The 13,477-nt window shown below is 47.8% G+C and carries 8 protein-coding genes and 2 pseudogenes; 5 read left to right on the top strand and 5 right to left on the bottom strand.

The genetic code is table 11. The annotated features are described in order from the left end of the window. Positions 1 to 9: 9 nt before the first annotated feature. Positions 10 to 3,019: pseudogene (locus HA41_RS13400) on the bottom strand (Tn3 family transposase). 159 nt (positions 3,020 to 3,178) lie between these two features. On the opposite strand from HA41_RS13400, the gene HA41_RS13395 reads away from it, so the two are divergent. Continuing rightward, positions 3,179 to 3,748: a recombinase family protein gene (locus HA41_RS13395; protein WP_094121207.1), complete on the top strand. Its 570-nt coding sequence runs from the start codon at positions 3,179 to 3,181 to the stop codon at positions 3,746 to 3,748. A 66-nt stretch (positions 3,749 to 3,814) separates the two neighbouring features. On the opposite strand, the gene HA41_RS13390 is transcribed toward HA41_RS13395, so the two are convergent. The 3 genes from HA41_RS13390 to HA41_RS13380 form a co-directional block, all read right to left on the bottom strand. Beyond that, the gene (locus HA41_RS13390) at positions 3,815 to 4,246 is read right to left on the bottom strand and encodes a copper-binding protein (protein ID WP_094121206.1); all 432 of its coding nucleotides are present in this window, start codon (positions 4,244 to 4,246) and stop codon (positions 3,815 to 3,817) included. 170 nt (positions 4,247 to 4,416) lie between these two features. After that, positions 4,417 to 5,883, bottom strand: coding sequence for a Cu(+)/Ag(+) sensor histidine kinase (locus tag HA41_RS13385; RefSeq protein WP_094121205.1), 1,467 nt, complete (start codon positions 5,881 to 5,883; stop codon positions 4,417 to 4,419). Continuing rightward, positions 5,870 to 6,556, bottom strand: coding sequence for a copper/silver response regulator transcription factor (locus tag HA41_RS13380; protein WP_094121204.1), 687 nt, complete (start codon positions 6,554 to 6,556; stop codon positions 5,870 to 5,872). The genes HA41_RS13385 and HA41_RS13380 overlap by 14 nt, the downstream gene beginning before the upstream one ends. Positions 6,557 to 6,731: 175 nt before the next feature. Between HA41_RS13380 and HA41_RS13375 the strand changes: the two genes are divergently transcribed. From HA41_RS13375 to HA41_RS13360, 4 genes and pseudogenes are all read left to right on the top strand, one after another. Further along, positions 6,732 to 8,117: a Cu(I)/Ag(I) efflux RND transporter outer membrane protein gene (locus HA41_RS13375; protein WP_094121203.1), complete on the top strand. Its 1,386-nt coding sequence runs from the start codon at positions 6,732 to 6,734 to the stop codon at positions 8,115 to 8,117. Positions 8,118 to 8,150: 33 nt separating this feature from the next. After that, positions 8,151 to 8,516 carry a cation efflux system protein CusF gene (gene cusF, locus HA41_RS13370; protein WP_094121202.1) on the top strand — a complete coding sequence of 122 codons (366 nt, stop codon included), beginning with the start codon at positions 8,151 to 8,153 and terminating at the stop codon, positions 8,514 to 8,516. A gap of 121 nt (positions 8,517 to 8,637) precedes the next feature. Continuing rightward, positions 8,638 to 9,921: an efflux RND transporter periplasmic adaptor subunit gene (locus tag HA41_RS13365; RefSeq protein WP_094121201.1), complete on the top strand. Its 1,284-nt coding sequence runs from the start codon at positions 8,638 to 8,640 to the stop codon at positions 9,919 to 9,921. 10 nt (positions 9,922 to 9,931) lie between these two features. Then, a pseudogene (locus HA41_RS13360) lies at positions 9,932 to 13,062 on the top strand (CusA/CzcA family heavy metal efflux RND transporter). Positions 13,063 to 13,130: 68 nt separating this feature from the next. On the opposite strand, the gene HA41_RS13355 reads toward HA41_RS13360, so the two are convergent. Beyond that, positions 13,131 to 13,477: M23 family metallopeptidase (locus HA41_RS13355; RefSeq protein ID WP_143807332.1), on the bottom strand; the 347-nt coding region annotated here is incomplete at its 5' end.

The following is a 13,477-nucleotide window of genomic DNA, read 5'->3' as shown; positions in this document are numbered from 1 at the left end:
AAAACCACGTTAAGAGGTTAATTCATTGTTTGTATTGAAATTTAACGGTCTTAACTCGCCCTTCAAAATATCTTCTGGTAACGAAAACGTATAATGCCCCAGCATATTTATATGGCCATGTATCAGCGGCGACAATCTTGCCAGTTGCTCCCCCTCAGGCGTTTCCCCTGATTTGCGAAGATGTGACAACGCCTCCTGCATGTAAAGTGTATTCCACAGCACAACCGCATTGGTCACCAGACCCAGAGCACCCAGTTGATCTTCCTGACCTTCACGGTAGCGTTTTCTAATCTCACCACGTTGTCCGTAGCAAATGGCTCGAGCCACTGCATGCCGTCCTTCTCCCCGGTTGAGCTGAGTGAGTATCCGACGCCGGTAATCCTCATCATCGATATAGTTGAGAAGATACAAAGTCTTGTTGACCCGGCCCACTTCCATAATCGCCTGAGCCAGACCAGATGGTCGGCTACTTCTCAACAGTGAACGAATAAGCTCTGATGCATGGATGGTCCCAAGCTTCAGTGAACCCGCCATTCGCATCATTTCATCCCATTGGGATTCTATTTTTGAAAGTTCAACACATCCCCGGGCCAACTCATTCAGGGCACCATAATGGGCCATTTTATCTGCCCGCCAGAATATCGCCCCACCTGCATCGGCCAGACGAGGGGAAAACTGGTAGCCCAGTAACCAGAACAGGCCAAAAATGATATCGCTGGATCCTGCCGTGTCCGTCATAATTTCTACCGGACACAGCCCGGTTTGCTGCTCCAGAAGCCCTTCCAGTACAAAGATGGAATCACGAAGCGTACCGGGAACGACAATGCCATGGAAACCGGAGTACTGATCTGAGACGAAGTTGTACCAGGTGATACCGCGTCCTGAACCAAAGTATTTACGATTTGGTCCGGAATTAACCGTTTTAACCGGTGTGACAAAACGCATACCATCTGCGGAGGCAACCTCCCCACCTCCCCAGTACCCCGCGAGCGGCAGCGTGGACTGAAAATCAACCAGCCGTGCATTAGCGCTAACCAGCGTTTCTGCCCTGAGATAATTTTGTTTAACCCAGCTCAGACGATGGCGAGTAAGCGCGGGAATATTATGCTTTATCAGAGGTTCATGCCCTATATTGCAGGCTTCCGCCAGCAATGTTGCGCACAGACTGACCTGGAGATCCTGCGCCCGTGCACCTGATTCACTGACGTGGCTGAATTCGCGGGTAAAACCGGTTCGGGCATCTATTTCAAGCAACAGCTCAGTCAGATCAACGGGTGGGATCAGTTCTCTTACCCGACGGTTCAATTGTATCAGTGCCGGTGGCTCATCCAGTTTATCCAGACTGCTGATCGTCAGTGAGGGATGCTTACCTTCATTGCTTATGCTGACCGCTGCGTTGCAGGCAAAACGTGAAGCCACTGATTTCCATGTGTCATCAAGCCGCGTAGCCAGTTGTTCTGATGCTTTAGTTCCGTCTGATGGATGACCCAGCGCCCGACATACCGGGATCCGTTGTGCCTGCCATTCAGCTCCCTGAAGCAATTTTTTGACGCGGGTCCCCCCACCGGTCACTGTTCTCCAGCCAGAGATCACGACGGCGCAAAGAATCCTGAAGGCGCTCAAGAAGACACAACGAGTAACCCGCTCGTAGAATCCTGCCATCTCTGTCGTAGACCAGACGTTTCCAGGGGCCGGAAATGATTTGCTCTGGTGCATCGTCGAGAATTCGCTTTTTTGAGCCACTCAGTTCGGCCAGATAATGGATTGCTGACAACGTGTGCTCCCCGGCCGGGGCAGCCTGAAAGTGTAAGTCACGTAACATCGCGGACAGAAAGCGCTTCACCCGTCCATATTGTTCCACCATTTCATCCTGAAAGTGAGTATCCTGCGGGCGCGCCAGCTCATTTACCTTACCGACGGATTCAGCCAGTTTGTCCTTTGGTATGCGGCGAAAAATAGCCTGCCGCAGAGCTGCTTCATCGGTGTTCTCATCAAGTAATAACGAGCATGCCCGTGCCAGTAATAGCGCGGCACGATCAAGATCTTTCAGGGTCCTGAGCCGCTTTTTCTGCCCAATATTTTTCGCAGAACGCGTGATATCCAGAATAAGCATATCCAGCACATCCACGGCCTCGTCAAGCGCCGAAATTTCCTGCGCTTTCACAAACGCAGTAAGCACGGCCAGTCGCCGTTCCTCAGGCATTCTTGAAATATATTTCACCGACGCCATTCCGGCATAACGGGCCAAATTCCGCAGCTGGATGGCAGGCAGACCGGAAAAATTCAGCCGGGAAAACTCCATGCTACGCAGTCGGGTATATCGCTCCAGGGCGTCTGTAAATGACGGTCCACTGATAGTGAAAGGACCTTTTCGTATCTCCTCCAGCACCGATATACGCTGCCCTTCAGGTATTTCAAGTAAACCCCCCAGTTGTGCTTTCTGCCAGCTGTCAGGCAACAAAGCCAGCCTTCGCCACAATCGTCGACTTGCCCGTTCACGTACTTCGCCAATCAACCTTGTCAGAGTCGAGGCTGCGGGTAACAGGATCTTATTTTGCAGCAACCATGCGGTAGCAAAATCAAACAGCAGACCTGGGCGCTCATTGCTGAGCCAGGCGCGAGTATAGAGCAAACGCTTCAGTCTGAATGTCCAGGGGAAATCACCAAAATCATGATAATCATAATAGAGCTTGATAAGGCCCTGATGCTCCCAGCGGGTATTTTCTCTTTCAGCATATCGGGAAAGAATCTCTGGTCGGCTGATGTTCAACTGTGCCGCAATGTAAAAACGGATGAATGAGGGAATTTGAAGGGGATCAGGAAGAAATGTTCTCAGGAAGCGCGCCGTAGTCAGTTGAAGTGCAATCCCCAGACGGTTATGTTTTCCCCGTCGCTGATTAATAAAAGCAAGGTCACGCTCATCCAGATGAAAATATCGGGCCAGTTGAACCTCATTTGGCTCTGCCACATAGCGACCGTAGTTTTCTGTCTGTTCTCTGGTCAGAAAATCATCACTCATTGTGCATCCTTTCGTAAACTGGCGATCTGCTCTATTTTTGACAGTCTCAGATATTATAATTTTTGAGACTACTGAAAATGATATTAAACGTGAGTATCAAAAATCATGATTTATGCCTTATGATACTACTCAGTATCAATATCGATTTGTGAGATCAATATGGCATTACTGGGATATGCAAGGGTATCAACCAGCCATCAAAAACTGACGGCGCAAGTTACGGAACTAAAATCTGTAGGGGTCAGAGATGATCGGATTTTTACTGACATAATGTCGGGAGCGACAGACGAACGCGACGGTTTACAAAGGCTGCTTGCCCGTGCGGAAAAAGACGACATCATCATGTGTACCAAAATGGACCGACTTGGACGTAATACCGCTGATATGATCAACATTGTTGATGCCTGTTATAAAAAGGGGATCGCTATACGGTTTCTGGAGAATGGACTGAGTACAGAAGGTACTATGGGGAAAATGGTGATTCAGATACTGGCTGCTGTGGCCGAGGCTGAGCGTGAACGCATTCTGGAACGCACCAATGAAGGGCGGCTTGCTGCTCTGGAAGCTGGGGTTAAATTCGGGCGTAAACCACATCAAAAATCCGTCATCGCCAGAGAACTTATTGTTCAAAAACTGCCCGCCAAAATTGTGATGGAGAAAACCGGTATTTCCCGGGCAACCTATTTCCGCTTGAAAAAACACGAAACACATCAGCCTGCCCAGGATTAATTCCCGATTGTTTATACTCTCTGTTGGCTCTGTCAGGAGGTAACTGACTGTTTCATTGCAGCTCAATCAGTTAGATGATTCCATACTACGATGTTTTTCAGCCTGTTGTTGGTGTGTACCTGACTGACCATTATTCATTGTTTCATGCGCAATCGCGGCCTTTTCATGCTCATTCATTTTTGAAAATGGTTTCGCTGTAGTGTCACCCGCTTGATTCATATTACCCATCATTTTTTTATGCTCATCCGCCATTTGTTGATGGGCGTTTGAATTGCTGTTATTCATGGATTCATGAGCAACAGTCGCCTTCTCATGCTGGTTCATGTCCATCATTGTGGATTCAGAACCGTTCACCGTTGATTTTTGATCGGTTGACATCATCTGATGTGCCGGTGCCTGGGCATTATTAACCTGGCCGTGCACATTAATGTTTTCTGCGGCCCAGGAAGAGGAAGCAAAAGTCATAGCAAAAGTGGCGGCAATTAGAATTTTTTTCATGGTCTTTCCCTCAAGTGTAAGCGATAAATGTTCAGAGCATCTGAATCATCTGTTGAGAGAGATTATAAGGAAGGGGTTCTGTTGAATGCGTGACAGAATAATGACAAATATGTCATATGCTGAATATTTTGAAATAAAAGACAAACAACGGATAGCTGTTTGTCTTTCGGTTAGCATTGATCGGGTGCTGTTACGGGAAGCGAAATAATAAAGCAGGTTGAAACAGTATCCGAAGTCACACTAATTTTTCCTTTGTGTGCATTCACGATGGATTTTACGATGGCAAGGCCAATGCCACTCCCTTCACTTTTTCGTTGCCTTGATGGGTCAACACGATAAAAACGATCAAACAACCGTGACAGATGTTCTTCAGGGATCGGTGTACCAGGGTTTTCAACAATTAAATCAACCCATTGAGGATGTTCTTTGACATGGACGGTTACCGTCATTTTTTGCGGTGTATAACGAATAGCATTCGATAAGAGATTATTGATGACACGCCGTAGCATCAGCGGATCGCCCTCAACGCGAGATGCGCTACCTTCAACATTGAGACTGACTTCGCGTTCTTCCGCCCAGGCCTCAAAAAAATCGAATACTTTAATGACTTCACTCCGGAGGTCTATCATCGCCCTTTCAGGTATGAGCTGGTTATTATCAGCCTGTGCCAGAAATAGCATATCACTGGTCATTTTCGCCATCCGGTTATATTCTTCAAGATTAGAATACAGGACGTCTTTCAGCTCCTCATCTGTACGCGTCTGGCTTAACACAATTTCAGTCTGCGTAACCAGATTGGTAATAGGGGTTCGTATTTCATGCGCGATATCTGCTGAGAAATTAGCCTGCCGTGTAAAGACATCCTCAATCCGCTCAATCATATGGTTGAACGAAATAACAAGTTGCTCCAGTTCAATGGGGACACGGTCTGAATCAAGCCGGACATCTAAATTCTCAGAGGAAATACTTTTTATTTTCCGGCTGACATTGCGTAAAGGTTGGTGCGCGGTGTGAACCGCAAATAATATAATGAAAATAATCATGAGGCTGATGACTGAGGCTATGGCAATAAGATTGCGCTTTAGCTGGTCGATATAGTGCTGGTGATAATCAATTGAAAGCGCTGTCAGTAATGTATAGGCTGAAGATGCTGTATTATCTGTTTTTTTCACGGAAGTTGTCATCACGCGGTAGGTCATATTCCTCATCTGACTACCCGAATGCATACCCACGCTTTCCCCATCATTAGGTAAGATAAAAATATCCTCTGAGTCAGTTGGCTGTCGGGCATTTTCAGGGGGGAGTGCAGGTGTAAGATCAGGGCCATCAATGGAGCGATAAAGCACCTGTTTATTCCCATCAAGAAGTAATACTGAAATATTATGGTAGGTTTCCATAATATTGCTGATTGTTTCTGTTTTCTGTTGTTCAGAAGCGTCGGGAGCTCTAAGTATCTTTTCCAGCGAGATGCTAATTTGTTTCAGGTCACTGATATCTTTTTCAGCGAAGTGTTTTTCTACCGAGTGCAGCATAACCCACGTAAATGCCACGAATGCGATAATAGTCGAAAGACTAATAAAGAAGGTCAGTCGGGTGGCGAGAGAGAAAGGTCGACGGTTGAGGCTATTTCTCCTCATCGGGCACCTCAAGAACATAACCCACACCACGCACAGTCTGAATTAACTTAGGTTCAAAATCATTGTCAATCTTGGCGCGCAGGCGCTTAACCGCCACATCAATGGCATTGGTATCGCTGTCAAAATTCATATCCCAGACCTGCGAAGCGATAAGTGAGCGCGGAAGTACCTCGCTCTGGTGGCGGATAAAAAATTCCAGCAGAGTGAACTCCTTACTGGTCAATGAGATGCGAATCCCTTTCCGGCTCACTTTTCTGGACACCAGATCAAGTGTCAAATCTGCAACCTGGAACTGGCTTTCAGCAATGACAGCAGAGCCTCGTCGTAACAGCGTCCGGACTCGCGCCAGTAGTTCTGCAAAGGCAAAAGGTTTCACCAGATAATCATCAGCGCCCAGCTCAAGGCCTTTAACACGGTGCTCGATAGTGCCCAGGGCGCTCAGAAGCAAAATAGGCATCCCCTTATTTGCCATCCGCAACATCCTGACGATTTCCCAGCCGTTGACGTCAGGCAGCATGATATCCAGCACTATCAGTTCGTAATCAGATGTCATGGCAAGATGGTAACCGGTCAATCCATTATCCGCCCGATCGACGATAAAACCTGATTCCGTCAGCCCTTTACTGAGGTACTCGCCTGTTTTTACTTCATCTTCTACGATTAAAATTTTCATGTTCCCTCCTGCATGCACATTGATGTGATGTCGTCATTCTAGTGAGCAACAGACTGATATCAACGAATTATCCGTTAAATGACAGCTTTGTCATTATCCTGTCACTCACCCAACAGAGTTGCTCCGGTAATGTGTTCATCAACATCTTCACCCACTCTGCCAGGCAAACAGCGACATGTTCAAATTCAAAAAATTAACGCTCACGACATTGTTCATTCTGGCAGGGTGTACTTCGCTTGAGCCTGACTACCAGCGCCCTGAATCCCCGGTTCCACAGCAATTCTCTCTCTCCAGAAACTCACTGGTTCCGGCAACAGCAGGTTACCAGGATACAGGCTGGCGCACCTTTTTTGCCGATCCTCAGGCAAAGTTATTGATTGAAGAAGCATTACAAAACAACCGGGACCTCAGAATGGCAGCCCTGAAAGTCCAAGAAGCCAGAGCGCAGTATAACGTCACCGATGCGGACCGATATCCGCAGTTGAATACCTCTTTAGCGGCCAACTACAAGGGGGGGCTAAACGGTGAGAATGCCACAACCCGGGAATATAACACCGGACTTGATGTCAGCTTTGAGCTGGATTTTTTTGGCAAGCTGAAGAACCTGAGTGAGGCTGACCGCCAGAATTTCTTTGCCAGTGAAGAGGCGCAACGTGCGGTGCATATTCTGCTCGTTTCCAATGTTTCACAGAATTATTTCAACCAGCGACTGGCTTACGAACAGCTGCATATCGCCCGAGAAACGCTGAAGAACTATCAGCAATCTTATGCCTTTGTTGAACAGCAACTCATCACCGGCAGTACTAACGTACTGGCGCTGGAACAAGCGCGAGGGCTGATTGAAAGCACTCGAGCCGACATTGCCAAAAGAGAAGGTGAGCTTGCGCAGGCAAACAATGCGCTTCAGTTGGTTGTCGGTAAATATAACAAACTACCTGATGATAAACGTGTCGCAGCAGCGGACGTTAATCCAGTAAAACTTCCCACAAATTTGTCTTCTGAAATCCTGCTGCAAAGACCGGACATTATGGAGGCCGAACATGCACTTAAAGCCGCTGATGCCAATATTGGCGCTGCCCGTGCCGCTTTTTTCCCCTCTGTTTCATTAACCGGCGGGATTTCAGGAAGCAGCTCGGATATTTCAAGTCTGTTTAGTGCTGGCAGCGGCATATGGAATTTTATGCCTAAAATTGAGATACCCATCTTCAATGCAGGCCGCAATAAAGCCAACCTGACACTGGCGGAGGTTCGCCAGCAACAATCCGTCGTCAGCTATGAACAAAAAATTCAGACCGCTTTTAAGGAGGTTGCTGATGCGCTTTCATTACGTGAAACAATCAGCAAGCAAATAACCGCACAGCTTCGTTATCTTGACTCGCTTCAGATAACACTACAGCGTGCCCGAGGCTTATATTCCAGCGGTGCAGTGAGCTATCTCGAAGTTATCGATGCTGAGCGAGCATTATTTTCGACTCAACAATCTATTCTGGATTTGAAATATTCGCAGCAAGTCAATGAAATTAATCTGTTCACCGCACTGGGTGGTGGATGGGCGGCATAACCTTTTAACTTACAAAACTCAGGAGTAATTAAAATGCATCATTCAACAAAATTCGCCTTATTTGGACTCTTCTCTGTTGTGATGGCTTCAGGCGTTTACGCGAGTGAAATGAAACATGCCGATATGGGGGAGATGAAAATGGCCTCTGAGGCACCTGCACAGCAGCAAGTTATTAGCAGCAAAGGGGTGGTAAAAGAGATTGATCTGACTAATAAAAAAATCACAATTTCCCATGAAGCCATCCCCGCTGTTGGCTGGCCTGCCATGAGTATGCGCTTCACCTTTATGACACTGGACTCAGGCATCGCTTCACTGAAAGTCGGCAGTGAAGTGGACTTCACTTTTGTGCAGCAAGGCAATATATCCATGCTACAGGACATTAAAACCAACCAGTCCTGATTAACGCCTGACGAGTCTTTATTTTTCAGCCTGACATCATTTATGGCAGACTGGTTTATCGTTTTTAAAAGACTCCTCCGGATAATTAAACTGTTTTTATAATGCCTCATCAGGAATAGATATGGGTGCTTTAAAATTGAAATATACTGCAATGATTATCAGCAGTCTTATCATTGGAGGCGTGATATCCGTTGGTGTTTATCATTATTTGATTTCTGAGAAGAAAGCGGAAACGCAATCAACAGAACGTAAAGTGCTGTTCTGGTATGACCCGATGAAACCCGATACTAAATTCTACAAGCCCGGTAAATCACCGTTCATGGATATGGATCTGGTGCCGAAATATGCCGATGAGGGTGGGAGCGACAATAGCCAGGGTATCCGTATTGATCCGACCCAGGTCCAGAATCTGGGGCTTAAGACAGAAAAAGCCCGCACCGGACGCCTGACCTATTCGCAAACTCTTCCGGCCAATGTCAGTTTTAACGAATATCAGTTTGTCATTGTTCAGGCCCGTTCAGAGGGGTTTATCGAAAAAGTCTACCCACTGACCATTGGTGACAACGTGAAAAAGGGCGCTCCCCTGGTTGATATCACTATTCCTGAATGGGTAGAGGCACAAAGCGAGTACCTGTTGCTGTCTGGCACGGGTGGCTCAGCGGGGCAAATAAAAGGCGTGCTAGAACGTCTTCGCCTTGCGGGTATGTCTGAAGAGGACATTCAGCGCTTACGCAACTCACGGAACATTCAGACTCGCTTCACTATTAAAGCGCCGATTGATGGTGTCATCACTGCATTTGATCTCAGAACCGGTATGAATATTTCAAAAGACAAAGTCGTGGCCCAGATTCAGGGGATGGACCCCGTGTGGATCAGTGCTGCGGTACCTGAATCAATCGCTTATCTGCTGAAAGATTCCTCTCAGTTTGAAGTTTCTGTACCCGCCTACCCGGGAAAAACATTCACTATCGAGAAATGGAGTACGCTTCCTAGTCTCGATCAAACCACCCGAACACTCCAGGTTCGACTTCAGGTTGACAATAAAGAAGAGCTACTCAAACCCGGCATGAATGCCTACCTGAAGCTCGACACTCAAAGCCAGGAAATGTTGCTTATCCCTTCTCAGGCCATTATTGATACCGGCAATGAACAGCGTGTCATTACCGTCGATGGTGAGGGTCGGTTCGTGCCTAAAAAAATCCAAGTACTGCATGAGTCAAAAGACCAGACAGGGATCGGCTCGGGTCTGGCAGAAGGTGAATCAGTGGTCGTCAATGGCCTTTTCCTGATTGACTCGGAAGCGAACATTACCGGTGCGTTAGATCGTATGCGTCATACAGATAAACCGGCGTCGATGGTACCCGAGATGACGAACCCGCCAGCAAACGAGCATGCAGGCCACTGAGGAGAAAACGATGATTGAATGGATTATCCGGCGCTCCGTCGCTAACCGTTTTCTGGTGATGATGGCCGCCCTGTTCCTGAGTGTCTGGGGCACCTGGACTATAATCAATACGCCAGTTGATGCTTTACCTGACCTCTCCGATGTACAGGTCATTATTAAAACCAGCTATCCGGGGCAGGCACCACAGCTCGTTGAAAACCAGGTCACTTACCCACTCACAACCACCATGCTTTCCGTACCTGGTGCTAAAACGGTGCGTGGATTTTCTCAGTTTGGCGATTCCTATGTATACGTTATTTTCGAAGATGGTACCGATCTGTACTGGGCCCGTTCACGCGTCATGGAATACCTGAATCAGGTTAAGTTGCCTGAAGGCGTCAGTAGCGAAATAGGCCCGGATGCGACAGGTGTGGGCTGGATCTTCGAGTATGCGTTAGTAGACCACAGCGGCAAGCATGACCTTGCGGAATTGCGCTCACTCCAGGACTGGTTCCTGAAATACGAGCTGAAAACCATTCCCAATGTCGCAGAAGTGGCTTCTGTTGGTGGGGTCGTAAAACAGTACCAGATCCAGATAAACCCGATGAAACTGGCCCAGTACGGCATCAGTCTGTCTGACGTAAAACAAGCGTTGGGATCATCAAACCAGGAAGCAGGTGGCTCTTCTGTCGAAATGGCTGAAGCTGAATATATGGTGCGAGCCAGCGGTTATCTGCAATCTATTGATGACTTCAACAATATCGTGCTCAAATCAGGAGCAAACGGCGTACCGGTCTACCTGAAAGATGTCGCCCGCGTTCAAATTGGACCCGAAATGCGCCGTGGAATTGCGGAGCTCAATGGTGAAGGTGAAGTGGCGGGTGGTGTGGTTATTCTTCGTTCAGGTAAGAATGCGCGAGAAGTAATTTCTGCGGTTAAGGACAAACTTGAAAGTCTGAAAAGCAGCCTGCCGGAAGGTGTGTCAGTGGTGACAACCTATGATCGCAGCCAGCTTATTGACCGGTCAATCGAAACCTTAGCCACAAACTTCTTGAAGAATTTATTGTGGTCGCGGTGGTCTGCGCTCTGTTCCTCTGGCACCTGCGTTCTGCCCTGGTTGCCATCATTTCACTTCCGCTTGGGTTGTGTATTGCATTCATCGTCATGCACTTCCAGGGGATGAATGCCAATATTATGTCTCTGGGAGGCATTGCTATCGCCGTAGGGGCGATGGTGGACGCCGCCATTGTCATGATAGAAAACGCGCACAAGCGGCTTGAAGAATGGGAACATCGTCACCCAGGTGAACAAATAAATAACGAAACGCGCTGGAAAGTGATAACTGACGCTTCGGTGGAAGTGGGCCCGGCTCTGTTTATCAGCCTGCTTATCATCACGCTTTCCTTCATTCCTATCTTTACCCTTGAGGGGCAGGAAGGACGCCTGTTTGGACCACTGGCGTTTACTAAAACCTATGCCATGGCGGGATCTGCGGCGCTGGCGATAATGGTTATTCCTATTCTGATGGGTTTTTGGATCAGAGGAAAAATCCCGGCCGAAACGAGCAACCCACTGAACCGCTTTCTGATAAAAATGTACCATCCATTGCTGCTTAAGGTTCTTAAGTGGCCAAAATTAACGCTGGTCGTTGCTGCCCTGTCCATATTTACCGTGATATGGCCGTTGAGTAAGGTCGGGGGAGAGTTTCTGCCGAATATTAACGAAGGCGATTTGCTGTATATGCCCTCAACACTTCCAGGTATTTCACCAGCCGAAGCCGCAGCTATGCTACAAACCACCGATAAACTGATCAAAACAGTCCCTGAAGTGGCTTCTGTGTTTGGTAAAACGGGTAAAGCAGAAACCGCAACAGACTCTGCACCGTTGGAAATGGTGGAAACCACCATTCAGTTGAAACCCCAGGATCAATGGCGTCCAGGAATGACGCTGGACAAAATCATTGATGAGCTCGATACGACGGTTCGCTTACCTGGGCTCGCTAACCTCTGGGTTCCACCTATCCGCAACCGCATTGATATGTTGTCCACCGGCATCAAAAGTCCTATTGGCATCAAAGTATCAGGCACTGTGCTGGCTGATATCGATGCTACTGCACAAAGTATTGAAGAAGTCGCCAAAACGGTTCCAGGCGTGTTCTCAGCACTTGCAGAGCGTCTGGAGGGCGGGCGGTATATCGATGTTAATATCAACCGGGAGAAAGCAGCCCGTTATGGTATGACGGTCGGTGATGTTCAGTTGTTCGTCTCCTCGGCCATTGGGGGGGCAATGGTAGGTGAAACCGTTGAAGGTGTCGCACGGTATCCAATAAACATCCGCTACCCTCAGGGCTTCCGCGATGGCCCTGACGCACTGAGGCAGCTACCAATATTGACCCCAATGAAGCAACAAATTACTTTGGGCGATGTGGCAAACGTGAAGATTATCTCAGGCCCAACCATGCTGAAAACAGAGAATGCCCGCCCTGCAAGCTGGATTTACATCGATGCGCGCGGCCGTGACATGGTTTCAGTGGTGAATGATCTCAAAACGGTCATCAGTGAAAAAGTCAAACTTAAGCCCGGTACCAGTATCTCATTCTCAGGACAGTTCGAATTACTGGAGCACGCAAACAAGAAACTGAAGTTGATGGTCCCGATGACCATTATGATTATCTTCGTTTTGTTGTACCTGGCGTTCAGACGTTTCGATGAGGCTTTGCTGATATTGATGAGTCTGCCATTTGCACTGATTGGTGGGATCTGGTTCCTGTACTGGCAGGGCTTCCATATGTCCGTCGCAACAGGAACGGGCTTTATCGCACTGGCAGGGGTGGCCGCAGAGTTTGGGGTCGTAATGCTGATGTATTTACGTCATGCAATTGAGGAAGATCCTAAGCTGACTGATCCGGCCACATTCACGCCAGCAGGACTCGATGATGCGCTTTATCACGGTGCGGTACTCCGTGTTCGACCTAAAGCGATGACCGTAGCGGTAATTATTGCTGGCCTGTTACCGATTCTGTGGGGCACTGGTGCGGGTTCTGAAGTCATGAGCCGCATTGCTGCACCAATGATTGGCGGGATGATCACCGCGCCGCTGTTGTCGATGTTTATTATCCCGGCAGCCTATAAATTAATCTGGTTACGTCGACACAAAGCGTAATTGGGGTCACATACAGGGAACGAAGATTTCAGCCTCGTTCCCTTTATTTTTCGCTATTCACGCGTCAATTAATCCAGATACTGCTCATATTGCTGAATGTGAGCATAGACATGTTTATCCAGTTTTTCCGACCCCGATTTAGGCTGGAAGGCTAAAGAATCTATCGGTTTATCATTCATTAGCAGTTCGTAATGCAAGTGTGGGCCGGAAGAACGACCACTGTTTCCGGATAATGCGATGCTGGAACCCTGCCTCACGCGTTGATCTTTTATGACAAGGATTTTATTGAGATGGAGATAGCGTGTTTTTACCCCGGCATTTCCGGTAACTTCAACGTAATATCCCATCGTCTTGTTGTATTCAGCTTTCGTTACGGTGCCACTAATGACGCTGATGATTTTAGTGTTCATGGGGC

This window comes from Pantoea conspicua, from assembly GCF_002095315.1.
GTDB lineage: Bacteria > Pseudomonadota > Gammaproteobacteria > Enterobacterales > Enterobacteriaceae > Pantoea > Pantoea conspicua.
This window is presented reverse-complemented; position numbering and strand designations above follow the sequence as displayed.